Annotated in this window: 17 protein-coding genes and 1 pseudogene; 11 read left to right on the top strand and 7 right to left on the bottom strand. The window is 53.3% G+C overall.

Annotated features, from left to right (window positions below; translation table 11 throughout):
• Window positions 1–8: 8 nt before the first annotated feature.
• The 3 genes from E3E29_RS10480 to E3E29_RS10490 all read left to right on the top strand — a co-directional run bounded on the left by E3E29_RS10480 (window position 9) and on the right by E3E29_RS10490 (window position 3,184).
• The gene (locus E3E29_RS10480) at window positions 9–944 is read left to right on the top strand and encodes a hypothetical protein (RefSeq protein WP_167910946.1); all 936 of its coding nucleotides are present in this window, start codon (window positions 9–11) and stop codon (window positions 942–944) included.
• Between the two features lie 35 nt (window positions 945–979).
• The gene (locus tag E3E29_RS10485) at window positions 980–2,188 is read left to right on the top strand and encodes an MFS transporter (RefSeq protein WP_167910947.1); all 1,209 of its coding nucleotides are present in this window, start codon (window positions 980–982) and stop codon (window positions 2,186–2,188) included.
• Window positions 2,189–2,368: 180 nt separating this feature from the next.
• Window positions 2,369–3,184 (top strand): MinD/ParA family protein, encoded by an 816-nt coding sequence (locus E3E29_RS10490; protein WP_342764719.1) that lies wholly within the window; start codon window positions 2,369–2,371, stop codon window positions 3,182–3,184.
• Here E3E29_RS10490 and pyrE read toward each other — a convergent pair.
• The 3 genes from pyrE to E3E29_RS10505 form a co-directional block, all read right to left on the bottom strand.
• Entirely contained in the window at window positions 3,168–3,734 is a 567-nt protein-coding gene (pyrE, locus tag E3E29_RS10495) for an orotate phosphoribosyltransferase (RefSeq protein WP_394352991.1), read from the bottom strand. The genes E3E29_RS10490 and pyrE overlap by 17 nt on opposite strands.
• 76 nt (window positions 3,735–3,810) lie before the next feature.
• Window positions 3,811–4,614, bottom strand: a complete 804-nt coding sequence (locus tag E3E29_RS10500; RefSeq protein WP_167910948.1) for a slipin family protein — start codon at window positions 4,612–4,614, stop codon at window positions 3,811–3,813.
• A gap of 3 nt (window positions 4,615–4,617) precedes the next feature.
• The gene (locus E3E29_RS10505) at window positions 4,618–6,018 is read right to left on the bottom strand and encodes a nodulation protein NfeD (RefSeq protein WP_240922857.1); all 1,401 of its coding nucleotides are present in this window, start codon (window positions 6,016–6,018) and stop codon (window positions 4,618–4,620) included.
• A gap of 96 nt (window positions 6,019–6,114) precedes the next feature.
• On the opposite strand from E3E29_RS10505, the gene E3E29_RS10510 reads away from it, so the two are divergent.
• On the top strand, window positions 6,115–6,420 hold the full coding sequence (locus E3E29_RS10510; RefSeq protein WP_167769485.1) for a hypothetical protein: 306 nt from the start codon (window positions 6,115–6,117) through the stop codon (window positions 6,418–6,420).
• Here E3E29_RS10510 and E3E29_RS10515 read toward each other — a convergent pair.
• Both E3E29_RS10515 and serK read right to left on the bottom strand, forming a co-directional pair.
• Window positions 6,401–6,865, bottom strand: coding sequence for a DUF835 domain-containing protein (locus tag E3E29_RS10515; RefSeq protein WP_167910949.1), 465 nt, complete (start codon window positions 6,863–6,865; stop codon window positions 6,401–6,403). The two genes, E3E29_RS10510 and E3E29_RS10515, sit on opposite strands and share 20 nt — an antisense overlap.
• Before the next feature lie 157 nt (window positions 6,866–7,022).
• Complete coding sequence (gene serK / locus E3E29_RS10520; RefSeq protein WP_167910950.1) at window positions 7,023–7,751, bottom strand: L-serine kinase SerK; 729 nt, start codon at window positions 7,749–7,751, stop codon at window positions 7,023–7,025.
• 154 nt (window positions 7,752–7,905) lie between these two features.
• On the opposite strand from serK, the pseudogene E3E29_RS10525 reads away from it, so the two are divergent.
• The 4 genes and pseudogenes from E3E29_RS10525 to E3E29_RS10540 all read left to right on the top strand — a co-directional run bounded on the left by E3E29_RS10525 (window position 7,906) and on the right by E3E29_RS10540 (window position 12,201).
• Window positions 7,906–9,051: pseudogene (locus tag E3E29_RS10525) on the top strand (DUF763 domain-containing protein).
• Between the two features lie 146 nt (window positions 9,052–9,197).
• Entirely contained in the window at window positions 9,198–9,686 is a 489-nt protein-coding gene (locus E3E29_RS10530) for a universal stress protein (RefSeq protein WP_167910951.1), read from the top strand.
• Window positions 9,683–10,708, top strand: a complete 1,026-nt coding sequence (locus E3E29_RS10535) for an arsenic resistance protein (protein WP_167910952.1) — start codon at window positions 9,683–9,685, stop codon at window positions 10,706–10,708. Before E3E29_RS10530 ends, E3E29_RS10535 begins: the two co-directional genes overlap by 4 nt.
• Window positions 10,709–10,773: 65 nt before the next feature.
• Window positions 10,774–12,201 (top strand): B12-binding domain-containing radical SAM protein, encoded by a 1,428-nt coding sequence (locus tag E3E29_RS10540; RefSeq protein WP_167911003.1) that lies wholly within the window; start codon window positions 10,774–10,776, stop codon window positions 12,199–12,201.
• Here the strand turns inward: E3E29_RS10540 and E3E29_RS11985 are convergent.
• On the bottom strand, window positions 12,198–12,326 hold the full coding sequence (locus E3E29_RS11985) for a hypothetical protein (RefSeq protein WP_277346704.1): 129 nt from the start codon (window positions 12,324–12,326) through the stop codon (window positions 12,198–12,200). The two genes, E3E29_RS10540 and E3E29_RS11985, sit on opposite strands and share 4 nt — an antisense overlap.
• Before the next feature lie 51 nt (window positions 12,327–12,377).
• Complete coding sequence (locus tag E3E29_RS10545; RefSeq protein WP_167911004.1) at window positions 12,378–14,207, bottom strand: FAD-dependent oxidoreductase; 1,830 nt, start codon at window positions 14,205–14,207, stop codon at window positions 12,378–12,380.
• A gap of 201 nt (window positions 14,208–14,408) precedes the next feature.
• On the opposite strand from E3E29_RS10545, the gene E3E29_RS10550 reads away from it, so the two are divergent.
• The 3 genes from E3E29_RS10550 (at window position 14,409) to E3E29_RS10560 (ending at window position 16,730) form a co-directional block, all read left to right on the top strand.
• A complete protein-coding gene (locus E3E29_RS10550) occupies window positions 14,409–15,338 on the top strand; it encodes an ATP-binding cassette domain-containing protein (RefSeq protein WP_167911005.1) in 930 nt (309 codons plus the stop codon).
• A complete protein-coding gene (locus tag E3E29_RS10555) occupies window positions 15,325–16,071 on the top strand; it encodes an ABC transporter permease (RefSeq protein ID WP_167910953.1) in 747 nt (248 codons plus the stop codon). Before E3E29_RS10550 ends, E3E29_RS10555 begins: the two co-directional genes overlap by 14 nt.
• Window positions 16,072–16,172: 101 nt before the next feature.
• The gene (locus E3E29_RS10560; RefSeq protein WP_167910954.1) at window positions 16,173–16,730 is read left to right on the top strand and encodes a TATA-box-binding protein; all 558 of its coding nucleotides are present in this window, start codon (window positions 16,173–16,175) and stop codon (window positions 16,728–16,730) included.
• Window positions 16,731–16,778 lie beyond the last annotated feature (48 nt).

Raw genomic sequence — 16,778 nt, forward strand, 5'->3', positions numbered from 1 at the left:
GTCCTGAAATGAAGACGTACTCCTTCGGCGTCGAGACGGTTCCGGTCGCTTTAGCTGACGATCTGCTCATCGGGAGCGTCCACGATGGAAGGAACTACAGAATCATGCTGGCGAGGATGACGGGCGAAGAAGTACTCGAAACCCGCTTTCTGGGTGAGAAAAACGACTGGGAAGGGCACTCAATAGCGCGGATCGAGGGCGGCTACATGATAGGGGGCGCCGTTGAGGGGGAAGCAACTCCCGAGGGGGGCAAAGGGTGGAAGGCCTACGTCGCGAGGCTTGATGAGGAGTTAAACGTCCTCTGGGAGCGAAAGATCGAGACAAGGGGCAACGAGTGCGTTTACTCAATCCTTCCGGTAGGAGATTCAATCTTCATAGCCGGTGAGAGTGGAAGGACTGGAAACAGGGGCTTCTTCGTGGGAATGCTCTCAATGGACGGTGAGCTGCTGTGGCTGAAGGACTTTGGGGGCTGGGAGGACGTTGTAACGGCATCTCTCCTTTTAGGGGAAAGACCCAGACTTGTAGGGAGTGTCAAAGATAGGTACTGGAAAGTCGTCGCCTTCGACTTCGATTCCGATGGGAACTTAGCAGGTCATGAGACCATCACAGAAGGAGGGATATCTTTAACCGCGGTCCTCTGGAACGGTAAGCTTCTCCTGGCTGGCTATTCTGATGAAGACCTCTGGATCTGGGGCGGGGAGTGGGAGGTAACCCTCCTCAACGGGGCCGCCACTTCGCTCCTACCGCTTGAGGACGGCATCCTCGTCGGAGGAGAGGTTGGGAGAACTGCTCTCCTTATGGAACTCGACTCCAGCGGGGAAATTCTCTGGAAAAAGCCCCTCTGGGAGCGTGGCTGGGTGGAGGTTTTGACTTGGGAGATTGGGGCGGGTGTAAAAGGAGAGGACGAAAAGACGGTTATGGCCGTCGAAGCGATAGAAAAATAAACCCCAGTCCTCTAAAACGCCGGGAGGGATTTGATATGGATTTAATCAAGAAGTTCAAGCTCCTAATAGCCTTGATAAACACGGGCTTCCTTGGAAACCTGCTCGTTATCTACTTCCTCTCCAAAGGTTTCAGCTACGCCCAGATAGGCCTTGAGACCTCAGTGGGGGTTTTAGGAGCTTTCCTCTTCGAGGTCCCCACGGGGGTCGTCGGCGACAAAATAAGCAGGAAGCTGAGCGTCCTCATAGGCTTCACTATACACGCCCTCGGAACGGTTGTTCTTCTCTTCCTCAGGAACTTTCCTATGCTCCTCTTATATGTGCTCATCTCCTCCCTGGGCGCCGCCTTTGTCAGCGGGAGCTTTGAAGCGTGGCTTTTCGACGACCTGAAGCACATCGGCAGGGAAAAGGAATACAGGAAGGTAATGAGGGACGCGAAGAGCATAACCATCCCCCTCTTGGCAACGGCGCTGGTAACCGGTGCCTTTCTGGCGCAGTTCTACGGCTTCACCCTGCCCCTCGTCCTGAGCCTCATCGTTGAGCTTTCGGCGGTGGTATTAATCATCTCAATCCCGGAGTACGAGTTCAAGAAAACGGAGAAGGCTTATCTGGGTCACGCTCTCTCTTCACTAGGGGAGCTCTTTCAGCCGAGGCTCTTCTGGCTCATCCTCCTTTCGATCGTCGTGAGCATGCAGGCCAACCAGTTCAGGAAGTTCTTCGAGCCTTACCTTGGGGAGGTACTCGCAAGAAGTCTCAGAACTACGCTCATGGGCACCCTGGGGCTCTTAGGTGTGGTCGAGGTCACCGTTAGGACGGTTCCAAGGCTCATCGGCGTCCGCCTCCGCGACCCCTGGAGCAGGCGGGCGTACTCATTGGCTCCCCTTCTCCTTCCTATACTAACAGTTCTATCCGTGGTTTACACCAACCCTCTCTGGATAGTCATCCTCGGAATAACCCTCACAATCCTAACGGCGGCCTTCGGCTTCAACCTGAACGTGGAGTTCCAGCACAGGATACCGAGCGAGAAGAGGGCTACCCTGCTTTCCCTTGACAAGATGCTCGCGGGCCTTGTGATGGCGGTTTTCTACGCCGTCTACGGCTTTGCTGTGGACAAACTGGGCCTGCCGGAGGCAAGGCTGACGTTCGCCGTGGTACTGCTGGTGCTTGGTGCCGGCTTCAAGGCGGGGGAAGTCATGGGATTCCTGGGGGAGCACCTGAGATTGAGTCATCTGGAGGAGGGAAGCTGAAGCATACCCTGATTTCTTTTTTCCATTTTCATAATTAATCTCAAATCTTTGGAAAATCCAATACTGTTATATCTTCGCATTATTGTGAGACGTTACATACTGCCCTGGATTGGGAGAAAACCTTTTCTGATGCACATCACAGATAGTTATATGGGGTAGCTCGAAACGCCCGACATAGTCGTGACCGGAAGGGGAGGTGCAGGGAAAACAACTACCACGAGCAACTTAGGGGTATACTTTTCTGGAAGGGGCATTGATACCCTCCTTATCGACGGCGACCTATTCCTCCCCAAACTATCGCTTCACTTTGGTATTGATAATCCCGCAGTGAACGTCCACTCAATTCTACGGAATCCTCGAATAAACCCTTTTGATGCCATTTACAGGGACCCCAGGACGGGAGTCCATCTCGTACCTGGGAGCCCCAACATTTACGACGTCCTCCACCTCGATCACAGTCATCTTGTGGAGATTGTCTCAGAATACTCGAAGAGCTACAACGTTGTTATTGTGGACTCCCCGGTAGGGATACCCTTCGACGCCCTTCCCACGTTTAACATTATGGAATACCAGATTGTAGTTCTGGAGCTTGAGAGATCCCCAATTTACAGCCTCAAAGTGATGCTTGAGAACGAGTTGTTGAAGCTAAAGGCAATAGGGGACGAGTTCGGGCTCAAAGTGGGGGTAGTCATAAACAAAGTTCGAGAGGCACGGAGGGATATAGATGATGTTGTGGACTTCATTGAAGAAGTCGTTGGAGTCCCCGTCCTGGGTGTCGTGGCTCTGGACGACCACGTTCCCCTCGCCATCAACTATGGCATGCCCGTTCTTGCAAAGTTCCCCCGCGCCCAGGCGTCAAAGGACTTTAGGGCACTGGGTGAGAACGTGTATCAATGGCTCTTCAAGGGCGAGGGAGGAAGTGAGAAGAGAAGAAAATTAAGGCACTTTCTTTATGACCTCTCTGACGTCCTACATCGCATCACTCACTGGAGTTGAAGGAGAGAAGCTCTGATACCCTAATGAGTGGAACAAAGGAGTACCCTTTTTTGGTTATGGCCCTTTCTGCGCCTTCTTCCCTGTCCACTACCACGGATATCGCGGCTATCTCTCCACCAAGGGACTCGATAATGCCTGCAGCCTTTAAGACGCTTCCACCCGTGGTCGTCACGTCCTCAACGAGGAGAACCCTTTCCCCAGGCTTTACCTCCCCCTCTATCTGACTTCCGGTTCCGTGTCCCTTGGGCTTTTTCCTGACTATAACCAGGGGCTTTCCGGTTTCAAGGGCGAGCGCAGTTGCTATCGGGACTGCCCCAAGCTCCGGGCCGGCAACGCGGTCGAACTCTATTCCAGCTTCTTCTATCCTCTCGGTCATGAGCTTCGCTATAAGCTTCAGAGCCTTTGGATTGGTGGTGAGCTTTTTTACGTTGATATAATAATCACTCTCCTTCCCTGAGGTCAGGACGAAGCGGCCAAATAGTATAGCACCCTCATTGAAGAAGGACTTTATCAGCATCTCCCTTTTTCCCGTTTCCATTTCAGAATTCATGGCAACATTCCTCCAGTCAACGGTTCAAATCAACACTAAAAGGGCAAAAAGGAGAGGGTTTAAAAAAATAGCGGCCTCACTCGGAGGCCTCTTTCTCCTCGACGAGCTTTTTAAAGGCCTCTCCCGCATCTGAGAAGCTCTTGAAGAGCTTGAGCATCTCCATCGGGAGCGGCAGGACGATAACGTTGCTCTTATCACTGGCCACGTCGCTGATGGTCTGGAGGGTTCTGAGCTGGAGCGCCATCGGGTGCTGGGACACTATCTCGGCTGCATCGCGGAGCTTCTCAGCGGCCTGTCTCTCGGCTTCTGCCAGAGTTATCCTTGCCCTCCTCTCACGCTCGGCCTCCGCCTGCTTGGCCATAGCCCTCTGCATTCCAGCGGGAAGCTCGACGTCCTTTATCTCGACGGTGGACACCTTTATGCCCCAGGGGTCGGTAGCCTCGTCAATTATCTTCTGGAGCTCCATGTTAAGCTTCTCCCTCTCGCTCAGGAGCTCGTCGAGGTGAGCCTGACCTATAACGCTCCTCAACGTTGTCTGGGCTATCTGACTCGTGGCCATTATGTAGTTTGCAACCCGAGTGACGGCCTTTACCGGGTCGACAACACGGAAGTAGACTACTGCATTCACCTTAACCGGAACGTTGTCCTTTGTGATAGTCTCCTGAACTGGAACGTCGAGAACGCGCGTACGCAGGTCAACGATGTATGCTTTTTCGAACACCGGTATGATAAAGAACAGCCCGGGTCCCCTTGCACCGACGACTCTACCAAGCCTGAATATCACTGCCCTCTCGTACTCCTTCACTATCTTTATGGCACTTGCCAGAATTATCAAAACAAAAAGCAAAATTGTTCCAAGAACTATAGTTCCAATTCCCATACATCACACCTCCTTTCTTTCAGGTTCCCCGAAGGAGGGTTCATTGTTATTCTCCCCCTCTCTTTCGACTATGAGAGTGAGCCCCCTCATTCCAACGACCTTAATCCTCTCCCCGGGTTTTATGGGCTCCCCGTTCCTGCTCTCCGCCTTCCACAGCTCCCCGTGTACCTTAACCATTCCCTCAGGGTTCAGCTCCTGAACAACCTTTCCAACCTCACCTATCATCTCCTCCTTTCCGGTCTGGACTTTCTTGCGTCTGTCCCTAACTATCGTCGCAACGCCGAAGGCAAAGAACAGGCCAAGGAGGACTGCGATTAGGATTATGACCAGGCGCAGGTTTGAGAAAGTAGATTCTTTGATGAGATACTCATTGCTGCTTCCGAAGAGCAGGATACCCCCAAGTATCATGGTAATCACCCCCGCAACGGTGAACAGGCCAAACGTCGGTGTTAGTGCCTCAGCTATGAAGAAGATCACCGCGAGGAATATCAGCACAAGACCAGCGCTGTTGTATCCAAAGTAGCCCAGCCCTATAATGCCCAGAACCAGGAGAATGGCTCCAACTGTCTCAGGAACGTGCCAGCCGGGCGTTATAAAGCCAAATATTAGGCCAAGGATACCTATGTTGAGAAGAACGTAGGCCACCGTTGGATCTGAGATGTACCTGATGACATCGTCCTTGAGAGAGGGGCCCACAGTGATTATTCTGGTGTCCGTGAAGTTGAGGGTTACGTAGCCCTTCCCGGCCACGGGAATCTTGGTTCTCATCCCGTTGGCCTTTTGAAGGAGTTCGTCGACGTTGCTGGCGGTTATCTCGATTACATGGTCTTTGAGAGCTTCCTCTGGGGTTAAGCTCAGGTCCTCCGTTATGAAGAGCTCCGCCGCAGTTTCGTTCCTTCCGCTGGCCTCCGCGAGGCTCCTGATGTAGGCGATGTAGAAGTTCCTGATCTTCTGGGGCGCCTTTATTATGCTCCCGTTCGACGCGTAGCCGAGTATCGGCTCGCAGGCGCCTATGCTAGTTGCCGGGGCCATCGCTATGAGGTGGGATCCCAGTGCTATGTACGTCCCGGCCGATGCCGCGATGGCGCCCCTTGGGTAGACGTAGATTATCACCGGAACTTTTGACTCCTGAATCCTCTGGATTATTTCCTGCATCGCGTCCCCCTGGCCTCCGGGAGTATCAATCTCAATGATGAGGGCTTCAGCGTTGTTCTCCTCGGCGAGGGAGATGTACCTGGAGAACTGGTCAACGGAGTAGCTCGTTATCACCCCCTCGAACTTGGCCACGTATACCTTCCTTCCCCCACCATCGGACGAGCTCACCGGGAGGGCCAGAACTGTAAACAGAAGGAAAATTGAGAGGATTATTAAGAGGGAGCGCTTCATGGTTATCCCTAACACCATGTACTCATTAGAGTTTAAAAACCTTCATCTTTTGGTGTGTTTCCCTGACTTCGAAAATGGTTTATACTTTTCAACATACAGTATCCGGGGCAGGAGATGAGGGAAATAGCAAAGAAATACAAGGCGTCGAGAAGAAAAGAGAGACTTTTCTGGGCGTGGAAGCTCGTTCGGAGTGCCGCCTCGCTCCCGGATGCACCGCGCTTCTGGGAGGAAGTTAAGAGCCAAGGAGTCAAAGAGGAGGACGTTAAGGACGCCCTGCGCTTTTTGGAGGAGATGGGAGAACTAAAGATTAAGCGCTCTGTTGACGGAAGAAGGCTCTACGTTTCCACGCTCAAGGGGATCCGCAGGAACCCCTCAACCCTCGACAGATGGATTAGAACAGCTAAACCTCAAGCCCCGTAAGCATTGCGTACTCCTTCTCGTTCCATACGTCCTTGTCAGTTACTAGGTACACCCTGCCGCCGTTGAGCATGGCGTAGTCTCTGACCGTATGGAGGAACTTCAGCAGGGCCCTAAACCCGTTGTAGAGGGCCAAGTATTCCGGGCAGGTTATAACTACGGCCCGCTTCGGGTTCTCCCTCAGGCTTTTCACTATCTCCTCAAGTATTCGAGGGAACTCCCCGGGGTCGATGAAGCCCGGGGCTGAGCTCACAAAAAGGGGACTCCACGCTGGAGGCACTCTCACGCCGGGCCTTCCCACCAGAAAAGCATCCTCCTCTCTTACCTTCCCCGGGGAGCTCACTATCTGGAAGTTGTCTCTAGCTGGTAGGCGGGGATAATCCTGAATCGCCCCAACGATCGCACCAGTGACCAGAGACAGTAGCACCTTCACAGCGTTCATAGCCATCGATCTTTAATGCGAAAGTGGGATATAAATCCCTTTTTTGTAAGTGGTTGTGTAGGTGCATATGCAGCCCTCGGATTCCTGGACTGATCATCACGGCTCAGCCGGTTGATCCATCGCCATCAGGCATGGAAGAAAATGGGAATGAACTTAAAAACCTTCAGAACAGCTCTTCAAGCTTTACATCTATCTTGTCCGGGTTGAACGGAAGGACGTGCCTTGTGGTCTTGGGTGAATAGACCTCACCGCGCTTGACGAGCTCCATAACCTCTTCCTTGCTCGGGGACTTTCTGATGAAGACGTAGTCTATCTCGCCCCTGTTCATGTCCTCCCTCGCATCTTCCTTGAGGCCGTAGTAGATGAGCTCAATCTTGCCCTCGACGCTCATCTCGTCGAGGACTTTGCTGACCTTCTTCTGCTCGTCAAGACCGCCGGGAACGGCGAAGCTCTTCTCTCCAACTAGGGCGAAGGCTATCTCGCCCCTCTCTGCTTTCTCCTCCGCTTCTGGGTCCTCGATGACATCAAGACCCTCCACATTAAGCCTCTCAACCACCTCGTTGAGGTCGCCCTTGAAGGCCGGGTACCAGGTGTAGACTTTCACATCGTCGCTGAAGTAGTCGAGAATGACTGACGGGGCCTTCTTGGCTCCGAGCTTCTGGAGACCGGCCCAGCGGTGGTGACCGTCGACGATGAGGTAGGTATCCTCGCCGGGAACCTTCGCGAGGAGCATGGGCTTCCAGAAGATTCCGGAGCCGGTGACGCTCTCGATGAACGCTTCAAGCTCCTTCTGAACGAGCTGCTCGTGGGGCTTCATCTTGTCAAGCTCGATAAAAACGTAATCAACCTTCTTCGTGGGTATGTCGTACTTCGGAACCTTTTCAACTCCCATTCTTGACCCTCCGTAATCTTAAACCTGCAGACGGGAATCGAAACGAGGGGATAAAAGGCTTTCCATTGAGGACATGGTGAAATTAAATGCCATTGAAGAACATTTCCGTCCATCCCAGCAAAGGTTAAAACACCGGGAGTATAGAGCAGAAACGATGAGGAACGTCGCTGACCTGCCCCTCCACGGCGGTCACGTTCCACCGTGGCTCGCCCGAAGGATGAGGAAATTAACGCGCTTAGTCCTCCTTCTCGCGGTGGACGAGTACGGCACAAAGGGTCTCCTCGAGAGGCTCTCTGATCCTGTGTGGTTTCAAGCATTTAACAACGTCATAGGCATGGACTGGGACTCATCGGGCTCGACAACGGTAACTGCAGGAATGATAAAGGAGGCCCTCTGGAAGGAAGAGCTCGGCGTTAAAGCAGCCGGCGGAAAGGGAAAGAAGAGTCGCGCAACCCCTGAGGAGCTGAAGACTATATCAGAGCTCCACGACCTCAACCCGGAGCCGTACGTAAGGACTTCCCGTTTAGTTGCGAAAGTTGACACGGTAGCGCTTCAGACGGGCTACCAGCTCTACCACCACGTCTTTTTCTTGGACGAGGAGGGGAACTAGGCGGTCATCCAGCAAGGAATGAATGAGCGGGAAAGGCTCGCAAGGCGCTTTCACTGGTTCGATGCCGAGACTTTCACCCTCGATCCCCACAAAGCAATCGCGGGCTTGCAGAGGGAGTTCGCGCTCAATACCGTCTCAAAGGAAGCCAAGGGGTACCAGAAGACGCTTCTTGACGTTGTCCAAGAGAGCCCGGTGAAAATCAAGAGGGACCTTGAAAGTCTAAAAGCCATCGTAAAGGGCTACCGTCCGCTCGTTTACTACAAACCGCGGGAGCCGTGGGAGAAAGACGTCATAAAGCGCTACAAGAGCCTTGGACGGTTAGAGCTCAACAAGAGGGCCCTTGAGTTCGCCAGGGAGCTGAGCGTTAGCAACTACGAAGAGTTTCTGCTTTTGAAGGGCCTCGGGCCGAGCACGTTCAGAGCACTCTCACTGGTTCTTGAGTTGGTTTACGACGTCCACCCAAGCTGGAAAGACCCGGTTACTCACCCGCCGGACCCCTTTAAGTTCACCTACGCCATCGGAGGAAAGGACAGAGTTCCGTTCCCGATAGACAAACCAGCTTACGATGAGCTGATCTCGTTCCTAGAGGAGCTCATGTCGAGGCATCCTGACGAGAGAACACTTGTGAGGAACGTAACAAAGATAACGAAGAACTGGAAGTTTCCGGAAGGGGAGAAGAGGGCAACTTAGAGATATCCCATTCTCTGTGACCCATATCCATGTGGTATTCTCAGTAGGTTCTACCCGTTTTTGTCCAGTAATGCTTTTAAACGATTAGGCTGCCCTAGAAATGAAATTAAATTAGGATGAAAAAATCGCCACATGAGGTGATGTCCATGTTCCGGAAAGTACTGTTTCCAACGGATTTCAGCGAAGGCGCCTACAAGGCCGCCAAACGCTTTGAGAAGACGAACGAGGCCAGGGTCGGTGAGGTCGTCCTGCTCCACGTCGTAGACGAGGGGACCATCGAAGACCTCATGAACGGCTACTCCCTTCTCTACGATAGTGAAGAGGTTGAGCTAAAGGACGTCGAGGAGAAGCTAAAGGAGAAGGTCATGGAAAAGCTCCAGGCCAAAGTGGAGGACGTCAAGAGGGTCTTCAAGACCGAAAACGTCAAGCCCGTTGTGAGGTCCGGAATCCCCTGGGAGGAGATAGCCAAAGTGGCAGAGGAAGAGGATGTCTCGCTCATACTCTTACCCACCCATGGGAAGCTCGGCTTCTCCAAGGAGCTCCTCGGTTCAACGGCCATGCGCGTCGTAAAGAAGACCTTCCGGCCCGTTCTGCTCCTCAAGCCAAAGTGCAGGTGCGGAGGTGAAGAGGAATGAACTGGCTAAAGCTGAAGAACCACCTTGACAAATACCTCCCGGTTTATGTTATCCTTGCCATGATAGCGGGCTTCTACGTTGGAAAGAACGTCAACCTCAAGCCATACCACGAGACGCTTAAGACCCTTAATATGCTCGTCGTCATCAGTATGATTTACCCGATGATGATTAATCTGCGCCTCGGCGAGCTCAAGAACAGTGCGAAACTTGGAAAGCAGCTGGCCATAGCGCTGGCGATGGGACTGGTTATCTCACCCCTCATTATGTACGGCGCGATATGGCTCACAGAGTTGTTCCGCCCAGTAAACCACATGCTCGCTCTCGGTCTCCTCCTGGCCACTGTTGTTCCGTGCTCCTCGATGAGCATAGCATACACCGGCTTCACCAAGGGCAACCTTGAACTGGCAACCATAGTCGTTGCCCTTAGCTTCACGCTGGCAATAGTCACCGTCCCCGGATGGCTTAAAGTCTTCGCTTCCAGCTACCACGTCAGCATCTCAGTCTGGCTCCTTGTCAAGACCATTCTCATAGTCGTCATAACCCCAATGATACTCGGAGTTCTAACGAGATGGTACCTCCTCAACAAGCTCGGCCCGGAGGGCTTCCTGAGGATAAAGCCGGCCTTTCCGGCCATCTCGCTTCTCGGCATGTACACGATAGTCTTTCTCATCTTCATGGAGAAGGCCAAGATGATAGCCAGCAAACCGAGCATAGTTGCCCTCGCCCTTGTCCCACTGACCCTCTACTACCTCATCGCCCTCCTCTTCATGACCCTGACGGATAGGGCAATAGGGATACCCTACAAGGACCATATGGCAATGACCTTTACCTCCGTTGGAAAAAACGAGGGGACGGCAATGGCAATAGCGCTCGCAGCCGGAACCGGACTAATGGCCATCGGCCCTGCAGTTACTCCAATCATCCAGCTACCCTTTCTCGTCGGCTACGTGAAGGCATGGAGGGGGATAGCTCACTTCTGGAAGTGCAAGGTTGAGGAAAAGGAGGTGCCCACAGCAGCATGAGCTTCTCCATTTACACCCTTAACTTTTTTACGTCTTCTGCGAAATCTAAATGCTAGGTGATAGAAATGCAGATTCTCCTCATCCTCCCCCCAACCGACAGCGCGATAAAGAAAGTTGTTGGAACGACCGGCCCACCCCTGGGACTCGCTTACCTGGCATCGATGGTTCGCGGAGACCATGACGTCAGGATTATCGATGGCATAGCCGAGGAGCTTACCTTCGAGGACGTCATGAGGATACTGAAGAAGTACGACCCCGATGTCGTGGGCATAACCGCGACAACCTCTGCAATGTACGATGCCTACGCAGTCGCAAAAATAGCGAAGAACCTCAACGAAAACGTCTTCGTCGTCATGGGCGGACCCCATGTCACCTTCACCCCGGAGCTCACCATGAGGGAGTGCCCGTGCATTGACGCGGTGGTTAGGGGAGAGGGGGAGCTAACCTTTAAAGAGCTCGTTGATGCCCTCGACAAGGGGAGGCCACTCAAGGGAATACTCGGCCTCTCCTACCAGGATAAGGAAGCGGGCAAGATAAGGAACGAGCCCCCAAGGCCCCTCATACAGAACGTTGATGAAATTCCAATTCCCACCTACGACCTGCTTCCGATGGACAGATACCGGGCCGACGGAACCCCCTTTGGAACGATAATGACGAGCAGGGGATGCCCGTTCAACTGTGCTTTCTGCTCTTCCTCCCTTCAGTTCGGCAAGAGGTGGCGCGGGCACAGCGTTGAGCGCGTCATCGAGGAACTGTCGATACTGCGCAACGAGTACGGGAGAAGGGAGATAGAGTTCCTCGATGATACCTTCACGCTCAACAAGGTCAGGGCTGTTAAGATAGCGGAGGCGATAAAGCGGGAGGGGCTGGATATAACATGGACGGCCTCATCGAGGGTCAACACCTTCAACGAGAAGGTCGCGAAGGCCATGAAGGAAGGCGGATGCCACACCGTCTACTTCGGAATCGAATCGGGCTCGCAGAGAACCCTGGACTTCATAGGAAAGGGCATAACTCCCCAGCAGTCGCTCGATGCCGTCAAACTGGCCAAGAAAATGGGACTTCATGCACTGGGTTCCTTCATAATAGGCTTCCCGGAGGAAACGAGGGAGGAGATAGAGCGGACGATAAAGTTCGCCAAGAAAGTTGGGGTTGACTTCGCCCAGTTCACGGTGGCAACACCATACCCTGGGACAAGGCTCTGGCAGTACGCCATCCAGAACAACCTCCTCCTGACGAGGAACTGGAGGAAGTACACCACGATTGACCCGGTGATGAAGCTGAAGTACTTCACGCCGGAGCAGATAGCCAAACTCCTAAGGAAGGCTTACCTCTCCTTCTACCTCCGCCCGAAGGTTCTCCTCAGGGATATCATAGAGAGGCACGGCTTCATCTTCAGACGGGCCATAAGGGGAGTCCTCAACATCTACTACGGGGCAAAAAGGAATAAGGATGCCGGGAGGGTCCCACTCAAGACGGTTTCCTTTGACTAAGCCTCAGCCTTTGCCTTCTCACGTACCTCTGGAGTGACCTCTCCCATCGTTTTTTTATCGCAGCCCATCTCGAGCATTTCGGTTACTGCATCAAAATTGGAGCGGAACTTAATCAAGTTCTCCATAACAACGAAGAACCGACGAAGAACTGAAAAAGGGCGGGAAAAGGGAAGGCTTCAGAGCCTCTTCCCAACCTCATAGCCCTCGTGAACAGCGCTGGCGATGTTCCTGACGGATTTTGCATCACCTATTATGTGGTAGTCGATTCCGTCTATGACGAAGGGAACGTAGGGGCGCATGCCGAAGGCTCCCACTATGACGTCACACTCTATCATCTCCTTCTCTCCAGTCTCGGTGTTCTCCACTATCGCGTAGCCCTCTCCTGCGCTCACGAAGCGTCTGTTTACGATTATTGGGATTCCCTTCTCCTCAAGCTCCCTTAAGAGGTAGCCGCGGGTGATCCTCTCGACGTTCGGAAGGATGGCTGGGCTGCGCTTGATGATCTTTATCCTGTTGTTGAACTGGGAAAGGTAGACGGCCGTCTCAACGCCAACCAGGCCGCCGCCTCCGATGAGAACGTTCTTGTTCTCTACCTTGACCTCCCCCGTGAGGATTCTGTCAAAGGGCGTTATCAACCCGCGCTCCCCGCTGCATGGAAGGAACGGCTTCGCCCCGGTGGCTATAACGACCGCATCGGGCTTTACCGCCAGGATGTCCTCCTTCGCCGCCTTCCCCTCGTGGAGATGAACGTTCGGGAGCTCGCTCAGGACGTTGTGGTAGTACTCTATGAGCCAGCCTATCTTGTCCTTCCCCGGCGGGACCTTGGCGAGAACGAGCTGGCCGCCGAAGGTCTCGTAGAACAGGTGAACCTCGTGGCCCCTAAGAGCAGCAACCCTCGCCGCCTCGAGCCCACCGGGTCCGGCGCCTATGACAGCAACCACGCGCTTCTCAGGGGCGGGCGTTATCTCCTCCTCGTTTCCGACGTTCGGGTTCGCACCGCACCTTATCGGCCCCTTTTCGTCGTGGACAGCTTTGATACACTCGCTGCAACCGATGCATCTCCGTATCAGATGCTCCTTCCCCTCAGCGACCTTCTTCACCCAGTCGGGGTCTGCTATGAGCGTCCTCCCGAGGACGACCAGGTCGGCCTGCGTCTCAAGAACCCTCTCCGCAACGGCCGGCTCCCGTATCATTCCGACAGCTGCAACTGGAACCGGAAGCGGGCGGATTTTCTCCGCGAGGTAGGCGCGCCAGGCCTGCGGATAGTGCATTGGCTCAAGGCGCTTCTCCTTCGGCCCCAGACCAATGTCCGCCTGTATCATATCGTAGCCGGCTTTCGCCAGCTCCAGCGCTATCTCCCTACCCATTGTTAAGTTTATTCCTCCTTCGAGGAAGTCATCAACGGCCAGCCTTATCGTTACCGGGAAGTCCCAGCCGCACTCCTCGGCTATCCTCTTCCTGATGACCTTTGCAAAGCGCGTTCTCTGCCCCCACTCGTCGTCACGGTGGTTGGTCAGCGGTGAGAGGAACTGGTTCACGAGGAGCCCATGGGCAGCCTGTATCTCCACCATGTCGAAACCGGTTTCCATCGCCAGCCTGGCGGAGTAAGCGTATTTTTCAACCAATTCCTCTATCTTCTCGGGGGAGAGGTAGTCAACGCCGTCCTTCTTCCAGCCCTCATGGGCGAGCTCTATGGAGAGCTTAACTCCCTCATGTTTGTGAACTTCAAATGTAAGCCATTCCCAGTCCTTGAGGACAGCCTTCGAGTCGATCCTTGGCTGGAATGGCATGTGCTTGCCCTCTGGGAAGTCTATCGACGTGTTCTCAATGATTATAAGGCCAACCCCTCCTCTTGCCCTCCTCTCGTAGTGTTTAATGAACTTCTCGGTCAGGCGGCCGTTCTCAAGGGCGAAGTTCGTCGATATGGGTGGAAAAATGGCCCTGTTCATGAGCTGGACCTTTCCTATGTTTATCGGCTCGAATAATTTTGGATAATCGTCCTTCATTAGGCTCACCGAACAAGAGGAGTCGGAGGGGCTTATAAACATTGGTTCGATTGAATTGGGATTGACATGAAAAATTTTTGAAAAATTAAAAAGAGAATAAGAAAAACACGAGGATGAACCCCGGTAACCTCACAGTAGGTACCCGGGAAATGCCCGCAAAAGGTTTAAACATGTGAAAATAGATTTATCCCTGTGGTAACGATGAAGGCAATAGAAGCAGTTAATCTGACCAAATACTACGGGTCCTTTCTTGCCGTTGACAACGTGAGCTTTGATGTCAAGGAGAACGAGATTTTCGGCTTCCTCGGGCCCAACGGGGCCGGGAAGACCACCACCATAAGGATGCTCACGGGCGTTCTAAAGCCAAGCTCAGGTGAAGTGAGAGTTCTTGGTTACAACATGCTCAACGAGGGCGAGAAGGTAAAAGCGAGGGAGAGAACGGGTATAGTCCCAGAGCTGGCCAATCCCTACGTGGATTTGACCGCCATGCAAAACCTAAGGCTCATGGGTGAGCTGTACGGGATGCCAGGGCGGGAGATAGAGAAGCGCTCAATTGAGCTCCTCAAGCTCTTCGACCTCTACGAGAAGAGGAATACCAAGGTGAGGGGCTTCTCAAAGGGCATGCGGCAGCGCCTGATTCTCGCGATGGCGATGATAGCCGACCCGGAGCTCTACTTCCTTGACGAGCCAACGAGCGGGCTCGACGTTATCAGCGCGCGTATGATAAAGGATATAATTCGGGAGGAGAGAAAGAACGGAAAGACAATCTTTGTTACGAGCCACAACATGGCCGATGTGAACGAGCTCTGCAACAGGGTGGCGATAATAAGGCGGGGAAAGCTGATAGCGATAGACACGCCTGAGAGGCTCAAAACATTGAGCAAAAAATACCTCTTCGTCGAGGTGAGCCTTGAGCCCATGCCCAAGGAAATTCGGATCTCCAGCGCGTCGAGGATCGAGAGGAAAGGAGACAAGCTAAAAATCCAAACGGAAGATCCTAACGCGACGGTAAAGGAGCTCGTCCGCTATGCTGAGGAAAAGGGGCTGAGGATAGTGAGCCTGAAGACGCTGACGCCCTCCCTTGAGGACGTTTTCGTCGAGCTGGTGGGTGGTAAAAATGAACGCAATTGACCAGTTCAGGCGTTCCTTTGCGATAGCGAAGAAGGACATGCTCATATTCTACCTCAAGGGTCCGGTCGTGATAATGGGATTGCTCTTCCCGTTCTTCCTGTTCCTGGCCTTTGTAATCGGAAGGAACCTGGGCGGGGAGACCCTCTTCGCCGGACTTATGGGAATGACCGTCTTTTTCACCTCAACCGCCGTTGGACCGACGATAATCCCATGGGAGTGCCGCGGAAGGACCTTCGAGAGGCTGATAACTGCCCCTGTCTCGCTCGCCACGGTCCTCCTAGGTGACTTTCAGGCTTCGTTCTACTTTGGGTTCGGTGTTTCCCTGGCAGTCTCGATACCGACGATGCTCTACCTTGGAATACGCCCAGGTTTTGCCCTCTTCCTTGGGGCCACACTCCTCGCTCTGGCATGCTTCTCGGCAATGACCATACTGATGTCCTCATATCCCCCCACGGATGTTCCAGCCGACGTCATGATGCTCTCCTCTCTCGTCAAGTTCTCGCTCCTCTTCATAAGCGGCATCTTCGTCCCATTGGATAAGCTACCGACCTACGGAAGGGCCCTCTCCTTCGTATCGCCGCTGACCTACTACGTGGACGCGATAAGGCACTCCCTTGGGGGAGGATACCTACCAGTCTGGCTCGATCTGGTGATGCTGACCCTATTTGCGGTTGCCTTCTTTTTAACTGGGTCCTGGGTACATACCAAAGTGCTTGAGAAGAGGTTCACGTGAGGTTCGGACTTTTATGGGAATGAGCTGGTACCAGCATGAAGTACTCCCTGAACTGCCGTTAAAGTTAAGGTGGGATACGGTAACTACCGGTGGTGGGTTACATGCCCCTTAAAATTGAGAACGTCGTGACCTCCATTGATCTTCATGGTCCGATAGATATCGAGCGGGTCCCCAGGGAGCTTGACCCCGTCCGTTATGATCCATCTGTCTTCCCTGGGGCGGCGTACAGGATGGGCTCATTCGGGGTTACTTTCCTGATATTCAACTCCGGAAAACTCGTCTGTACGGGGGCCAAAAGTGTCGAAACGGTAAAACAGGCTACGGCGGAGCTTAAACAGACACTCGAAGGGATGGGGATGAAGTTCAAGGGCGAGCCGGAGATAACCGTTCAGAACGTCGTGGCAGCGGGGGACATCGGCCTCGGACGGGTGGAACTCGAAGAGGTGGCGCTAACGCTGCCCAACGTGGAGTATGAGCCGGAAATATTTCCAGGAGTGGTTTACAGGGTCAGAAACTCCAGAATGACCGTACTCATCTTTAACAGCGGAAAAGTCGTGGTCTCGGGGGCCAAAGACGAGAACGACATTACAAGGGCGGTTGAAGAGCTTAAAAAGGACCTCTACAAGTATGAACTTCTGGAAGAAGACGACGAGTGGTAAAAAATCTAGAGATCCTTGGACTGCAGTAATTGGGAAATTTATAATCTT

Source organism: Thermococcus sp. Bubb.Bath (assembly GCF_012027595.1).
GTDB lineage: Archaea > Methanobacteriota_B > Thermococci > Thermococcales > Thermococcaceae > Thermococcus.

Excerpts from the sequence above, each read along its gene's own strand:
- E3E29_RS10560 (WP_167910954.1), top strand. The coding sequence starts at position 16,173 with ATGCCCCTTAAAATTGAGAACGTCGTGACCTCCATTGATCTTCATGGT.
- pyrE (WP_394352991.1), bottom strand. The coding sequence starts at position 3,734 with ATGAATTCTGAAATGGAAACGGGAAAAAGGGAGATGCTGATAAAGTCC.
- E3E29_RS10545 (WP_167911004.1), bottom strand. The coding sequence starts at position 14,207 with ATGAAGGACGATTATCCAAAATTATTCGAGCCGATAAACATAGGAAAG.
- E3E29_RS10505 (WP_240922857.1), bottom strand. The coding sequence starts at position 6,018 with ATGGTGTTAGGGATAACCATGAAGCGCTCCCTCTTAATAATCCTCTCA.
- E3E29_RS10550 (WP_167911005.1), top strand. The coding sequence starts at position 14,409 with ATGAAGGCAATAGAAGCAGTTAATCTGACCAAATACTACGGGTCCTTT.
- E3E29_RS10515 (WP_167910949.1), bottom strand. The coding sequence starts at position 6,865 with ATGGCTATGAACGCTGTGAAGGTGCTACTGTCTCTGGTCACTGGTGCG.
- E3E29_RS10540 (WP_167911003.1), top strand. The coding sequence starts at position 10,774 with ATGCAGATTCTCCTCATCCTCCCCCCAACCGACAGCGCGATAAAGAAA.
- E3E29_RS10535 (WP_167910952.1), top strand. The coding sequence starts at position 9,683 with ATGAACTGGCTAAAGCTGAAGAACCACCTTGACAAATACCTCCCGGTT.
- E3E29_RS11985 (WP_277346704.1), bottom strand. The coding sequence starts at position 12,326 with ATGGAGAACTTGATTAAGTTCCGCTCCAATTTTGATGCAGTAACCGAA.
- serK (WP_167910950.1), bottom strand. The coding sequence starts at position 7,751 with ATGGGAGTTGAAAAGGTTCCGAAGTACGACATACCCACGAAGAAGGTT.
- E3E29_RS10530 (WP_167910951.1), top strand. The coding sequence starts at position 9,198 with ATGTTCCGGAAAGTACTGTTTCCAACGGATTTCAGCGAAGGCGCCTAC.
- E3E29_RS10555 (WP_167910953.1), top strand. The coding sequence starts at position 15,325 with ATGAACGCAATTGACCAGTTCAGGCGTTCCTTTGCGATAGCGAAGAAG.
- E3E29_RS10500 (WP_167910948.1), bottom strand. The coding sequence starts at position 4,614 with ATGGGAATTGGAACTATAGTTCTTGGAACAATTTTGCTTTTTGTTTTG.
- E3E29_RS10480 (WP_167910946.1), top strand. The coding sequence starts at position 9 with ATGAAGACGTACTCCTTCGGCGTCGAGACGGTTCCGGTCGCTTTAGCT.
- E3E29_RS10510 (WP_167769485.1), top strand. The coding sequence starts at position 6,115 with ATGAGGGAAATAGCAAAGAAATACAAGGCGTCGAGAAGAAAAGAGAGA.
- E3E29_RS10485 (WP_167910947.1), top strand. The coding sequence starts at position 980 with ATGGATTTAATCAAGAAGTTCAAGCTCCTAATAGCCTTGATAAACACG.